This window comes from Lysobacter sp. Root667, assembly GCF_001427715.1.
Lineage (GTDB): Bacteria > Pseudomonadota > Gammaproteobacteria > Xanthomonadales > Xanthomonadaceae > Lysobacter.
In genome coordinates this window covers 174,304-190,659 of record NZ_LMHF01000001.1, presented here as the reverse complement: position 1 = coordinate 190,659, position 16,356 = coordinate 174,304, and the positions used below count along the sequence as shown (strand labels likewise).

At 72.1% G+C, this 16,356-nt stretch carries 16 protein-coding genes and 1 pseudogene; 7 read left to right on the top strand and 10 right to left on the bottom strand.

All coding sequences use genetic code 11. The features are described 5' to 3' along the window. Nucleotides 1-6: 6 nt before the first annotated feature. Nucleotides 7-564, bottom strand: a complete 558-nt coding sequence (locus ASD78_RS00865) for a hypothetical protein (RefSeq protein WP_056097753.1) — start codon at nucleotides 562-564, stop codon at nucleotides 7-9. A gap of 59 nt (nucleotides 565-623) precedes the next feature. Further along, entirely contained in the window at nucleotides 624-1,148 is a 525-nt protein-coding gene (locus ASD78_RS21045; RefSeq protein WP_162250106.1) for a hypothetical protein, read from the bottom strand. 131 nt (nucleotides 1,149-1,279) lie between these two features. On the opposite strand from ASD78_RS21045, the gene ASD78_RS21040 reads away from it, so the two are divergent. Together ASD78_RS21040 and ASD78_RS00850 are read left to right on the top strand one after the other, a co-directional pair. Then, complete coding sequence (locus ASD78_RS21040; RefSeq protein ID WP_056097751.1) at nucleotides 1,280-1,720, top strand: cytochrome c oxidase assembly factor Coa1 family protein; 441 nt, start codon at nucleotides 1,280-1,282, stop codon at nucleotides 1,718-1,720. 140 nt (nucleotides 1,721-1,860) lie between these two features. Further along, on the top strand, nucleotides 1,861-3,663 hold the full coding sequence (locus ASD78_RS00850) for a DUF885 domain-containing protein (protein WP_056097750.1): 1,803 nt from the start codon (nucleotides 1,861-1,863) through the stop codon (nucleotides 3,661-3,663). Between the two features lie 69 nt (nucleotides 3,664-3,732). Here ASD78_RS00850 and ASD78_RS00845 read toward each other — a convergent pair whose 3' ends face one another. Continuing rightward, a complete protein-coding gene (locus tag ASD78_RS00845) occupies nucleotides 3,733-6,009 on the bottom strand; it encodes a serine hydrolase (protein ID WP_056097749.1) in 2,277 nt (758 codons plus the stop codon). 257 nt (nucleotides 6,010-6,266) lie between these two features. Between ASD78_RS00845 and ASD78_RS00840 the strand changes: the two genes are divergently transcribed. Beyond that, nucleotides 6,267-6,995: an XRE family transcriptional regulator gene (locus tag ASD78_RS00840; RefSeq protein WP_082575363.1), complete on the top strand. Its 729-nt coding sequence runs from the start codon at nucleotides 6,267-6,269 to the stop codon at nucleotides 6,993-6,995. Nucleotides 6,996-7,073: 78 nt separating this feature from the next. Here the strand turns inward: ASD78_RS00840 and ASD78_RS00835 are convergent, their stop codons facing one another. Continuing rightward, entirely contained in the window at nucleotides 7,074-7,757 is a 684-nt protein-coding gene (locus tag ASD78_RS00835; RefSeq protein ID WP_055907658.1) for a YdcF family protein, read from the bottom strand. Between the two features lie 227 nt (nucleotides 7,758-7,984). Here ASD78_RS00835 and ASD78_RS00830 point away from each other — a divergent pair, with 227 nt between their 5' ends. The 4 genes and pseudogenes from ASD78_RS00830 to ASD78_RS21315 all read left to right on the top strand — a co-directional run. Beyond that, the gene (locus ASD78_RS00830) at nucleotides 7,985-9,166 is read left to right on the top strand and encodes a beta-ketoacyl-[acyl-carrier-protein] synthase family protein (protein ID WP_056097748.1); all 1,182 of its coding nucleotides are present in this window, start codon (nucleotides 7,985-7,987) and stop codon (nucleotides 9,164-9,166) included. Beyond that, entirely contained in the window at nucleotides 9,163-9,942 is a 780-nt protein-coding gene (locus ASD78_RS00825) for a beta-ketoacyl synthase chain length factor (protein WP_056097747.1), read from the top strand. The genes ASD78_RS00830 and ASD78_RS00825 overlap by 4 nt, the downstream gene beginning before the upstream one ends. Continuing rightward, the gene (locus ASD78_RS00820) at nucleotides 9,935-10,762 is read left to right on the top strand and encodes a glycosyltransferase family 2 protein (protein ID WP_056097746.1); all 828 of its coding nucleotides are present in this window, start codon (nucleotides 9,935-9,937) and stop codon (nucleotides 10,760-10,762) included. The genes ASD78_RS00825 and ASD78_RS00820 overlap by 8 nt, the downstream gene beginning before the upstream one ends. Before the next feature lie 34 nt (nucleotides 10,763-10,796). Further along, nucleotides 10,797-10,949: pseudogene (locus ASD78_RS21315) on the top strand (cation:proton antiporter); the annotation flags it as partial. Nucleotides 10,950-10,975: 26 nt separating this feature from the next. Here the strand turns inward: ASD78_RS21315 and ASD78_RS00815 are convergent. From ASD78_RS00815 to ASD78_RS00790, 6 genes are all read right to left on the bottom strand, one after another. Next, nucleotides 10,976-11,467, bottom strand: a complete 492-nt coding sequence (locus ASD78_RS00815) for a DUF4156 domain-containing protein (RefSeq protein WP_235566414.1) — start codon at nucleotides 11,465-11,467, stop codon at nucleotides 10,976-10,978. A gap of 131 nt (nucleotides 11,468-11,598) precedes the next feature. Continuing rightward, on the bottom strand, nucleotides 11,599-12,339 hold the full coding sequence (fabG, locus tag ASD78_RS00810) for a 3-oxoacyl-ACP reductase FabG (RefSeq protein ID WP_056097745.1): 741 nt from the start codon (nucleotides 12,337-12,339) through the stop codon (nucleotides 11,599-11,601). An 83-nt stretch (nucleotides 12,340-12,422) separates the two neighbouring features. Beyond that, nucleotides 12,423-12,908, bottom strand: coding sequence for a hypothetical protein (locus ASD78_RS00805; protein ID WP_056097744.1), 486 nt, complete (start codon nucleotides 12,906-12,908; stop codon nucleotides 12,423-12,425). A 72-nt stretch (nucleotides 12,909-12,980) separates the two neighbouring features. Next, nucleotides 12,981-13,412 (bottom strand): hypothetical protein, encoded by a 432-nt coding sequence (locus ASD78_RS00800; protein ID WP_055907632.1) that lies wholly within the window; start codon nucleotides 13,410-13,412, stop codon nucleotides 12,981-12,983. After that, nucleotides 13,399-15,744 carry an MMPL family transporter gene (locus ASD78_RS00795; RefSeq protein WP_056097743.1) on the bottom strand — a complete coding sequence of 782 codons (2,346 nt, stop codon included), beginning with the start codon at nucleotides 15,742-15,744 and terminating at the stop codon, nucleotides 13,399-13,401. Before ASD78_RS00795 ends, ASD78_RS00800 begins: the two co-directional genes overlap by 14 nt. Further along, nucleotides 15,741-16,334, bottom strand: coding sequence for a LolA-related protein (locus ASD78_RS00790; RefSeq protein ID WP_235566413.1), 594 nt, complete (start codon nucleotides 16,332-16,334; stop codon nucleotides 15,741-15,743). Before ASD78_RS00790 ends, ASD78_RS00795 begins: the two co-directional genes overlap by 4 nt. Nucleotides 16,335-16,356: the final 22 nt, after the last annotated feature.

Here is a 16,356-nt window from a genome sequence, read left to right as displayed (position 1 = left end):
CAAGGCTCAGCGCGCAGGGCGCGAGACCCCGTCGGCCGCGTCCACCCGCGTCGGTGCGGCGTCCGGACTCGCGGCATCGCGCATCGGCAACTCCGGCAGATCGCTGTCGTCGATCCACTGCGCGTCCTGCGGATTCCTGACGCCGCCGCCGACCACCGTGACGAATTCGAGCTCAGCCGACTCTTCGCCTTCCGTCGCCGCTTGCGACGGCAGCAGCGGAGCCACGGCGACCGGAGACGTCACCGGCCCGGTGGTGGTGGCGGGCGCGAGCAGCGACGGAGGATCGGCCGCGGGCGCACCGCCGGCGAACGCACCGCCCGACACCAGGGTCGCGGCGATCGCGATACCGAAACCGGCGCCACGGCGGGCGGATGCCGGACGCGGCACACGGTAGGACACGCAGATCGGCCCAGCCGCCGCCCGCAGCAAGGCCTTGCGTTCCTGCTCGCCCATGCCGTCCAGGGCATGCACGTTCGTGCCGCAGTGCCCGCAGTAGCCTTGCAGGCGTCGCAGCTCATCGATGCCGAGCGGGCAAGGCGAATCGATCTTGGGAACCAGGGCCATGGCGCGTACTCGTGTGGGTGGGTCGTAAATCCTGGAACGGCTAGCGGCTCGGAGCGGGGTTAACGACGGGGGTTAACGACCTGGACCGAGACGGGCGCGCTCACGGCCTGCTCCAGCTGATCGGCTTGGCGCATCGGCAGTTCGGGCAGATCGCTGTCGTCGATCCATTGCGCGTCCTGCGGATCGCTGACGCCGCCCACGAAGACGATGCGTTCGTCCTCATCCTCGCCGCCGGCCTGCTCGGACGGGACCAGCGGTGCGGCCGCGGTCACCGGCGAAGCCTGCTCGCTGGCGACGGGCGGCAGCAGCGGGGGCGGATCGGTCGCGAATGCGCCGCCCGACACCAGGGTCGCCGCGATCGCGATACCGAAGCCGGCGCCGCGACGCACCGCGCTCGGCCGCGCCGACCGGTAGGACACGCAGATCGGGCCGGCGGCGGTGCGCAGCAGTGCGCGCCGTTCGGCATCGTCCATCGCGTCCAGCGCATGCACGTGCTTGCCGCAGCGGCCGCAATGGCCGTCCAGGCGCAACTGCTCGTCTATCCCCAAAGGACAGGGCGAATCGATCTTCGGTACCTGGGCCATGCTCCCCTCCTGCATGCTCCACTCTTGTAGCCCGGGTTGTATCACGGCCCGGCGCATCGCAGCAGACGCGTCTTGGCGCCCGCGTCGCCGCTGCGGATACTCTGCCGGACACCGCTCCGGAATCCGCCCGCATGACCGCCGCCGCTCTGCCGCCGCCCCTGCCCCAGCGCGACTGGGCGCAGCGCAACCGCTACTGGTTCCTGCCGCTGTTGATCATGGCCTCGGTCGGCCTGCTGCTGGGCTTCGTGCTTGGCATCGGTTCGCTGGTGATCGGGCAGCTGAAGTCCTCTCCGGCCTACATCGAAGGGGTGAAACGCGCGCGCGCCGATCCCGAGGTGATCGCCGCGCTCGGCCAGCCGATCGAGGAAGGCTGGCTGGTGATGGGCAGTTTCCGTCAGAGCAACGAGGAGGTCGACGTCACCATCAACGCGCCGCTGTCCGGCCCCCGCGGCGCGGCGCGGCTGTGGGTAACCGGCACGACCCGGGGCGAAGGCTGGGCCTACACCCAGATGAACGTGCAGCTGGAAGGCAGCCAGCGCAAGATCGATCTGCTGGATGCGCCGGCGGACTAGCCGGTCCGGGTGCGTGTCCGCGCGGCGCGCAAGCCCGGGAAACCGCCGCAAGGAAACGTGACCTACGGCGGATGCCCTCGCCCGGCGCAGGGCCTAAGGTCGGCGGACCCACTCCGGACCGCCACCAGGACCGCCACCTCATGAAAGCCCTCGCTCTAGCGATTTCCCTGGCGCTGTTCGCGCCGACCGCGGTGCTCGCCGCGCAGGCCGCCGCGAAACCCGCCGCTGCCGCCGCCAAGCCGGTGCCGGCCTGGGTCACCACGAGCAACGGCTACGCGCAGATCCTGCTCAAGGCCCAGGGCGAATTCGCCCCCGAACAGATGTCGTTCTTCGGCGTGCCCGGCTTCGACGAGCGCGTGAGCGACCTCAACCCGGACAACGGCAAGCGTTTCCGCGCCGCGATGGCCAAGGGCAAGGCGGAACTGCAGGCCAAGCTGGAGACCGAGCGCAATCCCGACGTGCGCCAGGATCTGGAAATCATGATGGCCGCCGCCGATCAGAACATCGAAGGCAGCGAGCTCAACGAACGCCTGGCGTTGCCGTGGAACGACGCGCCGCAGTTGGTGTTCCAGGGCATGCAGGGCCTGCTGTCCGACCAGACTCCGCCGGAACGCCGGGCACGCGCGCTGGCGCGGCTGAAGAACTACGTCGGCCTGGGCGCGGGCGGCAAGCCGATCACCACGCTCGCGCGCGAGCGCTACGAGGAGCGCGCCGGCGACAAGGCCATGCTGCGTCCGACCAAGCTCGAAGTCGAGCAGGCGCTGGGCAATGTCGAGACCTACGCGGCCGGCGTGCGCAAGCTGTTCGAGAAGTACAAGATCGCCGGCGCCGACGCCGCGCTGGCGGCGATGGACCAGCAGTTCAAGGACTATGCGGCCTGGGCGCGTTCCACCGTGCTGCCCGAGGCGCGCAGCGACAACCGCCTGCCGCCGGAGCTGTACGCGTTCCAGCTCAAGCAATACGGCATCAACATCGATCCGCAGCTGCTGATCCGCCGCGCCCAGGTCGAGTTCATGGAAACCCGCGCGGCGATGCGCCAGCTCGCGCCGCTGGTCGCGCAGGCCAAGGGCATCACCGGCGTCGATGGCCACGACTACATCGCGGTGATCCGCGCGCTCAAGCGCAACAGCATTCCCAACGACCAACTCGAAGCGCGCTATCGCACGGTGATCGACGCGATCGATCCGATCATCCGCAAGGAGAAGATCGTCGACGTGCCGCAGCGGCCGATGGTGATGCGCCTGGGCAGCGAGGCCGAATCGGCGGCGCAGCCGGCGCCGCATTTCCTGCCGGCGCCGCTGGTCGGCAATACCGGCCAGCAGGGCCAGTTCGTGCTGCCGGTGGCGGTGCCCAACCCCGACGGCACCGCGCTGCAGTACGACGATTTCAACTTCGACTCGGTCGCCTGGACCCTGTCGGCGCACGAAGGCCGCCCGGGCCACGAGCTGCAGTTCACCGCCATGGTCGAGCGCGGCGTGTCGCTGGCCCGCACCATGTTCGCCTTCAACTCGGTCAACGCGGAAGGCTGGGCGCTGTACGCCGAAGCCGAGATGGTGCCGTACGAGCCGCTGGACGGTCAGTTGATCGCGCTGCAGTTCCGCCTGATGCGCGCCGCGCGCGCGATGCTGGACCCGATGCTCAACCTGGGCATGACCGACCGCGAACGCGCCGGCAAGGTGCTGCTCGACGAGGTCGGTCTGTCGCCGGCGATGACCAAGCAGGAACTGGACCGCTACACCTTCAATGCCCCGGGCCAGGCCGGCAGCTACTTCTACGGCTACAGCCGCATCCTGGAACTGCGCATGGAGACCGAGCTTGCGCTAGGCGACAAGTTCGACCGTCTGGCGTTCAACAACTTCCTGCTCGACCAGGGCCTGCTGCCGCCGGATCAGTTGGCCAAGGCGGTGCGCGAGAACTTCGTGCCGGCCCAGCGCAAGCGCTGAGCGGTCGCGATACAGGCAGGGCCCGGACCGCGACGCGGTCCGGGCCCTGCGTTTTTTTGGCGCCGCGGCTCAGTAGTTCAGGTCCAGGCTCAGCAAACGCAGGCTGAGGACGAACCAGACCAGCGCGGTGCAGGCCAGCGCGATCAGGCTCGCGCCCAGGCGGCGCCAACGATCGCGCGGCGCGCGCCAGGCTTCGATCGCGTTGCGGATCGCGAGCAGCGCGACCGGCAGCGACAGCAGGGCGAGCAGCTGGGCGAAACGGATCCAGCCGTCGAGGCCGCCGTCGAAATCGGCGATGCGGGCATCGGCGCGCGACAGCAGCCACAGCCACAGCAGGGCCATCGCCAGGTTCGAGATCAGTCCGAGCCGGGTCGCCAGGCGCCAGCGCTGCGCGGCCTGGGTCAGAGTCAGCCGGCGGCCGTAATGACGGCGCACCAGCGCCGCGACCGGCCACAGCAGCAAGGCCGCCGCGTGCAGCGCCAGCGCGCCGATCAGCAGGGGCAGCGACCAGCCCGCCGAGCGCCAGGCCGGCACGGGCTGCAGCCACATCGCCGGCGGATGCGCGTCGCTGGCGACCGCGATCACGCGGCCGCGGTCGAGCTTCGCCGCCAGCAGCGCGTCGCCGCCGACCTCGCGCCAGACATAGGGCCGCACTTCGCGCCAGCGCCGCGGTTGCTCGTCCAGACCGCGCAGCGACGACACCGTGAGCGTGGCGTCGTCGTTCAACACGATCCTGCTCTGCGACAGCAGATTGGCGATGGCGAAGAAGTTGCTGAAGGAGGCGCGACTGCTGCCGTAGCGGCCGACCAGCTGGCGGCCGTGCTCGCGCGCGCTCGCCAGGGTCGGCTCCGGCGCCGGCGCTCGCGGAAAATAGCGCTGCTGGAAGCCGCGCACGATCTGCCGCCGCAGCGCGGACGCCGCGTCGCCGGAGCCGTCGACCGAGACGAACAGGCCGACCTGGGCGTCGGGGAGCAGCAGCAGCGTGCTCTGGAAGGCTTCGGTGGCGCCGTCGTGGCCGATGGTGAGCGGGCCGTTGCGGTCGTTGCGGAAGAAGCCCAGCGCCATCGCGTTCAAGGCCGGGAATGGTCGCTGCGCGGCGGCGTGCATGCGCCGCAGGGTCGCAGGCTGCAGCAGTTGGGCCTGGTCCAGGTGGCCATCGCCCAGCTGGGCGAGCATGAAGCGCGCCATGTCCTCGGCCGTGGCCGACAGGCTGCCGGCGGGCGCCGGGTTGACCAGTTCGAACGGGCGCGGCGGCGCGCCGCGGCCGTCGGCGTAAGCGCCGGCCATGTTCGCGGCCAGGAGCTTGGGCAGCGGCTGGCGGAAGCTGGAGCGGTACATGCCCAGCGGGTGCAGCACTTCGGCTTCGATGTAGTCGTCGTAACGCTGCCGGGTCACGCGTTCGACCACATAGCCGGCCAGCGCCGCGCCGTAGTTCGAATACGCGGGCACCTCGCCGGGCGCGAACACGCGCTCGGGCTGCACCGACTTGAGATAGCGGCCGTTGCCGATCAGCGACGACGGACGGTCGGCGAACAAATGCCTGATCGATTCCTCGAAGCCGGGCGTGTGCGTCATCAACTGGCGCATGGTCACCGGCCGGCCGCGGTAGGGCGCGATCTTGAAGTCGAGGTAGCGGTTGATGTCGGCGTCGAGATCGATCCGGCCGCGTTCGACTTGCTGCATCACCGCGGTCCAGGTGAACAGCTTGGACACCGAGCCGGGGCGGAACAGCGTGCGCGCCGGATCGACCGGAATGCGGCGCGCGACATCGGCGTAGCCGTAGCCCTTGCTCAGCAGCAGCTGGCCGTCCTTGACCACGGCCAAGGTCACGCCGGCCACGTCGCTGCGGGCGATGCCGTTGCCGATCAGGCCGTCGAAGTAGGCCAGGGCATCGGCGGCGTCGAGTTGCGGGGCGTCGTCCGCCTGCAAGGCGATCGCGACGGGAGGCGTGGTCGTCGTGGCGAGCGCGGGGTCCAGGATCGGCAACACCGTGGTCGGCGCGGGACCGGCGACTTCGTTCGCGGTGACCGCCAGCGGCTCGACCACGGTCTGGTCCACCGGCACGGTCTGGTCCGTCGGCACGGCTTCGCCGGTCGCGGCGGCATCGGTGCTGGAAGTGCGGCTGGGCGCGGCGTCCGGGCGCGGGGTTTCCTGCTCGAACACCACCGCCGCCGGATCGGCATTGGCTTGCACAGCACCAGCCGGCGGCGCGGCGGCGGCCTGCTGCTGGGCCGCTGCGGGCGCGGCGGCCTGCGGCGCAGCGGCGAGCGGCCGCCATCCCGCGGTCGCGACCACGATCAGGACCAGACCGATCCGGCCCTTGAACGAACCCAGCGACTTGCGCATTGCCAACGACTCCCCGGTGCGGCCGCGCGAACGGCGTGGCGACGCGCATCATCCTAAACGGCGGCGGCCGGGGGCGGGTCCGCGGCGATGCGATCGGGGCCGATCGGAGCCATGCGGCCAGAGGCGGCGCCGTCTAAAACCGCGCCGTCCCGATCCGCGCCCATTCGTACTGCCGGGCCGTTTCTGTCCCGGACGACGGCCCCGGTCGCTTTGCAGCGCTCTCGTCTTGGCCCTAAAGTTCGGCCATGACACCAAAAATGCGCACCGCCCGCCCCAAGTCCGGCTCGCGGGGCGGCGCTTCCGAGCCTGCGAGCCAGCCGGGCGACACCCTGCGCATGCTGCGTACCCAGCGCGGCTGGACCCTGTCCGAACTCAGCGACCGCACCGGGCTGCCGATCTCGACCCTGTCCAAGGTCGAGAACAACCGCATGTCGCTGACCTACGACAAGCTGACCCGGATCAGCCGCGGGCTAGAGGTCGACATCGCCGACCTGTTCGGATCGCAGTCGGCGGCGCCGCAGCAGGTGCCGACCGGCCGCCGCAGCATCACCCGCGCCGGCGAAGGCTATTCGATCGAGACCGAGAACTACGGCCAGCGGTTCCCGGCCTCGGAACTGCGCCAGAAACGCTTCACGCCGATCATGGCCGAGGTGCGCGCGCGTTCGCTGCAGGAATTCGGCGAACTGGTCCGCCACTCCGGCGAGGAGTTCGCGCTGGTCCTGGAAGGCTCGCTGGAGCTGCATACCGATCTGTACGCACCGGCGCGGCTGGAAGTCGGCGACTCGATCTATTTCGACAGCAACATGGGCCATGCCTACATCGCGATCGGCGACGCGCCCTGCCGGGTGCTGTCGGTGTGCACCGAACCGGATTCGCCCTACGCCAGCGCCGGCGCCGGTGGCGATCACTTGCACGGTCTCGCGACCGGGCGCAGCGCCGGGGCCGTCGCCCCGCCGGCCCCGGTGCGCCGCCGCGCTGCAGGCTGATTCCGCGGCATCGAGCGCCGCGATTCATTGATGTAGTCGATATCGATCGGCGCGCCCCGATGCGGCGCGCCCAGACGCTCAAGTCACCCGCGCCAGCATCCGGCGGTGCCCGATCAGGCGCGCCCAGCGCGCGCCGATGTCGCTCATGCACACATAGGCCGCTTCGCCGGCCAGGCGCAGGACCATGCGCGGGCCCAGTTGCAGGCGCGGTTCGGCCGCGCACAGCTCCCAGTCGAATCCGAGCTGGCGCGCGAACAAGGCGCAACGCGCCAGGTGGTAACGGCTGCTGAGCAGGGTCACCCGCGAGCGCATGCCCTCGCCGAGCAGGTGGCGGGCGTTACGCAGGTTCTGCAGGGTGTCGCGCGATTCGGCCTCCAGCCGCAGCGGCGCGTCCGGCGACAGCCCGCGCGCGAACAGACCGCCGCGCGCGACTTCGGCCTCGCTGGGTTCGTCCGGGGCGCCGCCGCCCAGCAGCACCACGCTCGCCGGCGGGCGCTGGCGCCACAGCGACACGGCGCGGTCCAGGCGCGCTTCGAAATCGCGGTCGATGAGTCCGCGCGGCGCGTGCTTGCCGAACAGCAGCACGCATTCGCCGCGCTCGGGCTGGCAGGGCGCGTTGCGCGCGACCCGCAGCACGTGCACGAAGTAACCGACGTAGACCAGCCCCGCGCTGAGCGCGCACACCGCCGTGGCGACCGCGCAGGCGTGCAGCACGTCGCGGTCGCCGAACAGGGCCAGGCGGTGAGCGGTACGGCTGGACATGGCGGCGCGGACGGGAAGGAACGGCGGGACGCGCAGTCTACGCCTGCGCCGCTCCCACGCCGCGTGCCGGAAGACGCACCGCCGGCATGAAAGCTGCGCACGGTGGCATGCGCGCCCGCCGGCAAGCTGAACGGCGCGGCGCGGCCGTGGAACGTCGCGCTGGCTATACTCCGGCCTCATACCGCCCGGAGTCCTGCGTGTCGTTTGAGCCGTTGCCGCCCCCGCCGATGCCCGCGCTGGCGATCCGCGCGTACACCGCGACCACCGCTCTCGGGCGCGGTCGCCAGGCCCAGGCCGAAGCCCTGCGCGAGCGTCGCGGCGGCCTGCGCCGCAACGACTTCGGCCGCGAGCCGCTGGACTGCTGGATCGGCCGCGTGGACGGCCTCGAAGACTCGCCCCTGCCGGCCGAATTCGCCGACTGGGACTGCCGCAACAACCGTCTGGCCTGGCTGGCGCTGAACCAGGACGGCCTGCGCGAGGCCCTGGCCGCGCTGGTCGCACGCCGCGGCGCCGAGCGCGTCGCCCTGATCCTGGGCACCTCGACCGCCAGCATCGGCGCCACCGAGGACGCCTATGCGCGCCTGAGCGACGGCCGTTTCCCCGCCGACCTGGACCGCCCCCACGTCCACCAGCCGCATTCGCTGGGCGGTTTCCTGCAGCAGGCGACCGGCCTGCGCGGCCCCTGCGTCACCGTCGCCACCGCCTGTTCGTCCAGCGCCAAGGTGTTCGCCCAGGCCGCGCGCCTGATCGGCTCGGGCTACGCCGACGCCGCCCTGGTCGGCGGGGTCGATACCCTGTGCGGCAGCGTGCTGTTCGGCTTCAACTCGCTGCAGCTCGTGTCCGCCGAACCCTGCCGCCCGTTCGACGCCGAGCGCGTCGGCCTGTCGCTGGGCGAAGCCGGCGGCTACGCCCTGGTCGAACGCATCGACGGCGACGACGCCGGCGCGCTGCAGTTGCGCGGCTACGGCGAATCCAGCGACGCCCACCACATGTCCGCGCCGCATCCGCAGGGCCTGGGCGCGCAGCTGGCGATGCGCGACGCGCTCGCGCGCGCCGGCATCGGCGCGGGCGAGGTCGGCTATCTCAACCTGCACGGCACCGCGACCCCGGCCAACGACCAGGCCGAAGCGATCGCGGTGGCGGCGCTGTTCCCCGCGGGCCTGCACGCCAGTTCCACCAAGGGCTGGACCGGCCACACCCTGGGCGCGGCCGGGATCGTCGAATCGGCGATCGCGCTGCTCGCGCTGGAGCGCGGCGAGCTGCCCGGCATCCTCAACAGCGTCACGCCCGATCCGGTCTGCGGGCCGCAGATCCGTTTCGGCAACGCCCAGGAGCAGATCCGCTACGCCATGAACAACTCCTTCGGCTTCGGCGGCAACAACTGCTCGCTGGTGTTCGCACGCGCATGAACGCTCCCGTCGTCATCGAAGGCATCGCTTACTGGAGCCGCGGCCTGCCGTCCTGGGCCGCCGCGCGCGATCACGTCCATGGCGCCGCGATGGCGGACGACGCGCCCGCGCGGCCGTCGCCGCAGTTGCTGCCGGCGAACGAACGCCGGCGCGCGCCGGAAACCGTCGCGGTCGCGCTGGACGTCGCCCTGGCCGCCTGTCAGGCCGCCGGCCGCGATCCGGCGACGCTGGCCTCGGTGTTCGCCTCCGCCCACGGCGACCTGGCGATCACCGACTACATGTGCGCGACCCTGGCCGGCGATCCGCGCTCGGTGTCGCCGACGCGTTTCCATAATTCTGTGCACAACGCCGCCGCCGGCTACTGGACCATCGGCGCCGGCTGCATGCGCGCGGCCACCGCGATCAGCGCCGCCCAGGCCAGTTTCGCCCAGGGCCTGATCGAAGCCATGGCGCAGCTCGACGACGGCGCCGAGGCGGTGCTGCTGGTCGGCTACGACGGCGAATCCGCCGGCCCCCTGGCCGCGGTCACGCCCAGCGGCGGCTTGCTCGGCGGCGCGCTGGTGCTGTCGCGCACGTCGCGCGCGGGCGCGCCGCGGCTGCGCGCGCAGCTGCGCGACGGCCAGGCCGATCGCGGCGGCACGCTCAGCCGGCTCACCCAGGCCAATGCGATGGCGCCGATGCTGCCGCTGTTCGACGCCCTCGCCGGCGCCGGCGGCGTCGTGCGCCTGGCCGCCGGCGCCGGGCGCGTGCTCGAACTGGACATCGGCCATGGCTGAATCGCAACGCCCGGAGCGCGACACGGTCGCGGTGGTGATCCCCGCGCTCAACGAGTCGCTGCGCATCCGCGAGACCGTCGCCGGCGCGCTCGCGCATTGCCCGAACGTGATCGTGATCGACGACGGCTCCGACGACGGCACCGCCGACCGCATCGCCGACCTGCCGGTGACCGTGCTGCGCCATGCCCGGCGCATGGGCAAGGGCGCGAGCCTGCGCGACGGTTTCCGTGAAGCGCTGCGGCGCGGCTACGCCGGCGTGCTGACCATGGACGGCGACGGCCAGCACGACCCGGCCGACCTGCCGCGCCTGCTCGCCAGCGCGCAGCGCCACCCGCACTGCATCGTGATCGGCGCGCGCCTGCGCAAACGCGCGGCGGCGCCGACCTACCGGCGCCTGGCCAACGAATTCGGCGACTGGGGCATCGGCTGGGGCTGCGGTTACCGCATCGCCGACAGCCAGAGCGGCCAGCGCTACTACCCGGCGCAGGTGTGCGCGCTGGAAGACGTGCCCGGCGAGGACTTCGTGTTCGAAGCGCAGATCCTGATCTCGGCCGCGCGCCGGCTCGGCATGGGCGTGGTCTCGGTGCCGATCGAATCGCGCTACCAGCAGGCCGACGCCACGGTGCAGTACCGCAAGAGCCATTTCCGCCCGCTGCGCGATCTGTACCGCATCACCTCGCACGTGGTCTCGCAGGTCTGGAGCTACGGCCGGCTGGTGGACGAGTACCGGCGCACCCGCGCCGCCGCGCCGGTCATCGACGATCCCAGCGGCGAGTTCGCCGCCGCGCCGCCGCGCGATCTGCCCGCCGAACCGCGCTGACCCTTCCGCACCCGCATCACCGAGTAGCCGCTCGATGACCCATACGCTGCTGTTGCAACTGCTGGTGATCCTGGTCGTGGCGCGCATCTGCGGCGCCTTGCTGCGCCGGCTCGGCCAGCCGGCGGTGGTCGGCGAGATGGCCGCCGGCTTCGTGCCCGGTCCGGTCGTGCTCGGGGCCTGCGTGCCGCGCGACGACCGTCTGCTGCGCGCCCTTCAGTTGCGCGGCGGTGCCGGCGGTGCCGGCGGTGGCGGCGCGTTCGGGCCCGGGTCGCCCAAGGGCGGCGGATTGGCGACGTAGATCGCCACGCCGTGGCCGTACTTCTGGCGCGGCGTGATGTCGACGCCGACGCCGCCGGAACTGAAACTGCGGCCGCCGTAACGGCCGCCGCCGGCGCCGACGCTGACTCCGCCGCCGCCGTAGCCGTCCTCGGTGCCCTGGAACAGCACGCCGTTGGCACCGAGCTTGGCGGCCTCGTTGCGCAGCTTGCCGATCACCGAGTTCATCTTGTTCTGTTCGCCGTAGGTGAAGGCGCCGCTGTTGCTCTGGAGCATGGCGATCTGCTCGTAGCCGCCCGGCGGCGGCGTGAAGTACACCCGCACCTGGGCCGGATCGATCGGCGGCCGCGGCGAGCCGACCAGGACATGCGAACTGGCGCAGGCGGCCAGCAGCGGAATCAGCATTGCGAGGGCGAGATGACGGCGCATGGCGCGCTCCGCTCGTGGAGGTGTGCGGCCATGCTAACTCCGCGCCGGGGTGGCGGGGTGACGGCGCGCCGAACGGGCGCGCGGCCCCGACCGGTGGCGCCCGGCGCTCGCTGCGGCCGTTCGCGCGGGCTTCAGCCCATGCCGCCGTTGATGCCGATCACCTGGCCGTTGATGTAGCCGGCGGCGTCCGAACACAGGAAGCCGACCAAGTCCGCGACCTCCTGCGGCCGCCCGGCGCGGCCGGCCGGCACCAGCTGACGGATCGTCTCCGGCGGAAACGCGTCGGCGGCCATGCGGCCTTCGATCACGCCCGGCGCGACCACGTTGACGGTGATGCCGCGCGAGGCCATCTCGCGCGCCAGCGACATCGAGGCGCCGTGCAGTCCGGCCTTGGCCGCGGCGTAGTTGGTCTGGCCGCGGTTGCCGAGCACCGCGGCGACCGAGGACAGGTTCACGATCCGGCCCCAGCGCGTGCGCGCCATCGGCAGCAGCAGCGGCTGGGTGACGTGGAAGAAGCCATGCAGCGACACGTCGATCACGCGCTTCCATTGCGGCTCGCTCATGCCGGCCATCGGCGCGTCGTCGTGCACGCCGGCGTTGTTGACCACCACCTGGATCGGGCCTTCGCCCAGCAGGCCTGCGATCGCCGCGCGCGCGGCCTCGCCGTCAGCGACGTCGAAGGCCACCGCCTCGGCGCTGCCGCCGAGCTCGCGGATCGCCGCGACCGTGGCCTGGGCGCGTTCGAGGTTGGCGTTGGCGTGCACGATCACGTGCAGGCCGTCGGCGGCCAGGCGCTCGCAGATGGCCGCACCGAGATCGCCGCTGCCGCCGGTGACCAGGGCGCGGCGGGCGGTGGAGGGCGGCTGGCTCATGCGTTGGACTCGCGGCGACGGAAACCGCGATTGTCCGCGCAGCGCGGCCACGGAGGAAGCGGCAGGCTTCAGTACGGTGCGCTTCAGTAGGGCGCGAACCCTTCCGGATACGGCGGATCGCCGTCGTCGCCGCTGCTGTTGCCGGTCTGGACCAGGGTCTGGGTGCTGATTGCGCCGGTGTCGGTGCAGGCCAGTTCCTGGGTGCCCTGCCACACCGCCCAGTCGTCGCCGTTGCCGTCCAGGACCACGATCCAGAATTCCAGCGTGCGCCTCGCGTACGGCTCCATCCGCATCGACGGCGGATCCACGAAGCTCACCGTGACCGCGCCGCTGTCGTCCTGGGACTCGTTCCAGCCGTTGAACACCGTCGACTGGCCATGCACCAGCTGGTACAGGTCGGTCCAGGTGTCGGGCTCCATGCCGGCCACATAGGGACGGTCGCTGCGCTCGATCCAGTTCAGGCGCGCGTTGTCGCGCTGTTCCAGGGCGATGCGCAGGGTGAAGGTGTGACCGAACTGGCCCGCGGCCTGGTACGGCTCCACGCTCAGCAGCTCGAATTCGATGGCCATGGCGGCTCTCCGGCGGTGCGCGAACGCGCGCGATACCTACCTGGAACGCGCCGCCGCCGGCGCCGTGAACGCTCAGTCCGGGCGCAGCATCACCGCCGCCCGGCCCGAGGCGAGCAGGACGCCGTCGTGGTGCAGGGCGAACTCGTACTGCCAGCTGCCGCCGCCGTCGATCAGCTTGCGCGCCTGCGCTTCGATCGCGCCGGGCAGGTCGTCGATGCGCGCGCGCTGCAGTTCGACGCCGCGCAGGGCGACCAGCAGACCGGGTCGCGCGGTCGTGCCGGCGTCGCGCGCGAGCAGGCCGCCGTGCACCGCCATCGCCTGGGCGCCGTACTCGCACAGATGCACCGCGCGCAGGCGGCCGCCGCTGCGCAACGGGTGCGCCGGATCGCGGTGGCCGTGGCTGCGCAGACGGATGCTGTCGGCGTCCCAGTCCAGCACTTCTTCCCACAGGCACATCGCGCCCTGGTGCGGGATCAGCGCGGCGATCGCCTCACGCGTGCGCATCGGCGTCGCCCTGCATGGTCGCCGGCTCGCGCACGATCAGCAGCGCGAGCACGAAGTTGAAGGCCACGCCCAGCGCGACCGTGGCGCCGATCGCGCGCAGCACCGGGATCGACGACAGCGCCAGCAAGGCGAACACCAGCAAGGTGGTCAGGCTGCAGACGATCACCGCGTGCAGGGTGCGCAGTTGTTCGGCGTAGTCGTCGCCGGCATGGTCGAAGAACAGCGCATAGTCCAGGCCCAGGCCCGCGGCCAGGATCAGCGCGACCAGGTGGAACAGGTTGAGTTCGACGCCCAGGCCGCGCAGCACCGCCAGGATCAGCAGCGTGGTCAGCGCCATCGGCGCCAGCACCCGCAGCACCCGCCGCGGCGAGCGCAGCGCGATCCACACCGTCGCCGCCAGCAGCACCGCCGCCAGCGCCAGCGCCCACAGCACGCGACCGCGGTAGGCGGCGACCAGCGATTCGGAGGCTTGCTTCAAGTCCAGCAGCTGCGCGCCGTGCGCGGTGGCGATGCGCGCGACCGCGGCCGGATCGTTCAAGCCGCTCAACGACACCAGCGCGGTGGCGTGGCCGGGCCGCTGCAGCAGCAGACCGGCGACGCTGGCCGCGAGCGGGGTGCCGTCGAGATCGGCCGCGGTCAGCGGCGGCGCGCTGCGCGCGGCGGCGACATCGGCGGCGAAGCCGGCGAAGGCATCGGCGCGGAACGGGCTGTCGGCGACCGCGCTGGCCAGCGCCGCGTCCAGGGTGGCCGCACCCGGCAACTTGATCTGGCGCGCGCGCTGGGTCGCGGCGCTGGGCAGGTAGCGCGCGGCCAGGTCGTAGCCGGCGATCGCGCCCTGCGCGCGCAGCCGGTCCAGGGCCGGCAGCAGGCCTTCGGAACCGCGCAACGCGGCTTCGGCGTCGCCGGCTTCCAGCGCGATCACGTAGCGCACGTCGGGCGCGCCGAGTTCGCCGCGCAGTTGCGCGTCGCGCGCGAGCGCGTCGGCCGGCACCGGAGTGAGCTTGGCCAGATCGTTCTGCCAGAACGGGCCCGGCGCCAGCCAGGCCAGGGCCAGCGCCAGCGCGGCCAGCAGCGCGATGCCGATGCCGCGCAGCCGCGGCAGCCGCGCAAGAGCGGCCCAGGCGCGCGCCAGCCAGGCCGAACCGGCGGCGTCGCGCGGCGAAGGATCGATCAGCGCCGGCAGCACGAAGCGCGTCGTCAACGCAGCCGTGCCCAGGCCGACGATGGTGAACACCGCCAGCTGCTTCAACCCGTCGACGCCGGAGACCATGAAGGTCAGGTAGGCGATGCAGGTCGAGGCCACGCCGGTGCCCAGGGTCGGCCACAGCGCGCGCGCGCTGGCCCAGGGCGACAGGCCAGGACGCTGATGACTGAAGAGGTGGATCGGGTAGTCCTGGGCGACGCCGATCAGGGTGAAGCCGAACGCGACGGTGATGCCGTGCACGCCGTCGAACAGCAGCGCGACCGCGCCCAGCCCGGCCAGGCCGGCGCTGGCCAGCGGCAGGCCGCCGAGCAGCGGCGCCTTCCAGCTGCGGTAGGCCAGCCACAGCAGCAGTACGAACACCAGGCTGTCGATGGTGCCGATCAGGCTGGCCTCGCGCGCGGTGCGGCCGCCGATCTCGACCGAGAAGGCGCCCGGCCCGCTCAGGGTGAGTTGCGACTTCGACGCGCCGCGCGCCTGCGCGAACGCGGCGCGGATCGCGTCGATCGCGGCCTGCTGGCCGGTGGGATCGAAGCCCGCGGCGCGGGTTTCCAGCGCCAGCAGCGCTTCGCGACCGGCGCGGTCGAACCAGACCCCATGCAAACGCTGCGGCGCGTTCGCCGGCTGCCAGGCCTCGGCCAGCTTCAGGGTTTCCAGGGTCGGATCGTTCGGCAGCAGCGGTTCCAGCATCGCCGAAGCCGGCGAGCCCAGGTCCTGCACCCGCGCCTGCAGTTCGTCGCCGAGGTAGGCCGCGTCGAAGAGATTCGTATCCAGCGTCGGCGACAACAGATAACGGTAGGGACGCAGGCGTTCGGGGATCGCATCCAGACCGAGGTCGGCGCCGTTGGCGACCAGTTTGAATTCCGGCTTCGTCGCCAGCGCATTGCGCATCGCCTCGGACTGCGCGGCCAGCGCCTGCGGCGTATCGCCGGACAAGGCCACCAGCAGCAGGCGCGAGCCCGGGCCTTCGCCGAGTTCGTCGATCAGCAGCTTCTGCGCCGGGGTCTGCGCGCTGGGCATGAAGCGGCGCAGGTCGCCGCTGAGTTGCAGGCGCTGGCTGATCGCCCAGCCCGCGAGCGCGAGCGCGGCCAGCCACAGCAGCGCGAGGGCAAGACGACGCGCTGGCGTCATCGCTGCGCGGCGCCGTGGCCGCGGCACAGCGCGGCGAGCTGGCTGGCGTCGACGATGCCGGCGGCCTCGCGCGCGGCGCCGGCCAGCAGGGTGCGTTGCAGCTCGATCCCGCCGCTGGCGTCCGAACGCGCCGGGCGCGCTTCGATGCAGCGCAGTTCGGCGCCGCGCCCGCGCAGGGTGATGCCCTGCAGCTTGGCCGCGACCGCGCTGCTGCGCGGCGTCAGGACCATGGTCCATTGCTGGTGCGTGCCTTCGGCGGCGACGCGGTAGTGCTGTTCCAGGCGCTTGCGGTCGCCGGCCAGCAGGGCGCCGAAGCTGGCCTGCAAGCCGGCCAGTTCCGGCGCGCGCGACAGCGAAAAGGTGCGCGCGGCCTTGCCGGCGCGCTGGATCTTCACTTCGCCGGCGCGGATGGTGGTGGTTTCCGCATACGGCGCGCGCACGTCGCGGATCAGGGTGTCGTCTTCCAGCCGCTGGTACTCGCCGCTGAGCCGCAGCGGCGCCTTGAGCAGCGCCGAACCGCGGATCTCGACGAACGAGGTCCGCATCGCCGCCGGCTGCGCCAGCCGCGACAGGATCCAGTCCGGGTCCACCGCTGCGCCCGCGTCGGGGGTC

Coding starts and splice junctions, on each gene's coding strand:
- ASD78_RS00850 (WP_056097750.1), top strand. CDS start 1,861: ATGAAAGCCCTCGCTCTAGCGATTTCCCTGGCGCTGTTCGCGCCGACC.
- ASD78_RS00845 (WP_056097749.1), bottom strand. CDS start 6,009: ATGCGCAAGTCGCTGGGTTCGTTCAAGGGCCGGATCGGTCTGGTCCTG.
- ASD78_RS00835 (WP_055907658.1), bottom strand. CDS start 7,757: ATGTCCAGCCGTACCGCTCACCGCCTGGCCCTGTTCGGCGACCGCGAC.
- ASD78_RS00815 (WP_235566414.1), bottom strand. CDS start 11,467: ATGCGCCGTCATCTCGCCCTCGCAATGCTGATTCCGCTGCTGGCCGCC.
- ASD78_RS00825 (WP_056097747.1), top strand. CDS start 9,163: ATGAACGCTCCCGTCGTCATCGAAGGCATCGCTTACTGGAGCCGCGGC.
- ASD78_RS00795 (WP_056097743.1), bottom strand. CDS start 15,744: ATGACGCCAGCGCGTCGTCTTGCCCTCGCGCTGCTGTGGCTGGCCGCG.
- ASD78_RS00830 (WP_056097748.1), top strand. CDS start 7,985: ATGCCCGCGCTGGCGATCCGCGCGTACACCGCGACCACCGCTCTCGGG.
- ASD78_RS00820 (WP_056097746.1), top strand. CDS start 9,935: ATGGCTGAATCGCAACGCCCGGAGCGCGACACGGTCGCGGTGGTGATC.
- ASD78_RS00840 (WP_082575363.1), top strand. CDS start 6,267: ATGCGCACCGCCCGCCCCAAGTCCGGCTCGCGGGGCGGCGCTTCCGAG.
- ASD78_RS00800 (WP_055907632.1), bottom strand. CDS start 13,412: ATGCGCACGCGTGAGGCGATCGCCGCGCTGATCCCGCACCAGGGCGCG.
- fabG (WP_056097745.1), bottom strand. CDS start 12,339: ATGAGCCAGCCGCCCTCCACCGCCCGCCGCGCCCTGGTCACCGGCGGC.
- ASD78_RS00805 (WP_056097744.1), bottom strand. CDS start 12,908: ATGGCCATCGAATTCGAGCTGCTGAGCGTGGAGCCGTACCAGGCCGCG.
- ASD78_RS21040 (WP_056097751.1), top strand. CDS start 1,280: ATGACCGCCGCCGCTCTGCCGCCGCCCCTGCCCCAGCGCGACTGGGCG.
- ASD78_RS21045 (WP_162250106.1), bottom strand. CDS start 1,148: ATGGCCCAGGTACCGAAGATCGATTCGCCCTGTCCTTTGGGGATAGAC.
- ASD78_RS00865 (WP_056097753.1), bottom strand. CDS start 564: ATGGCCCTGGTTCCCAAGATCGATTCGCCTTGCCCGCTCGGCATCGAT.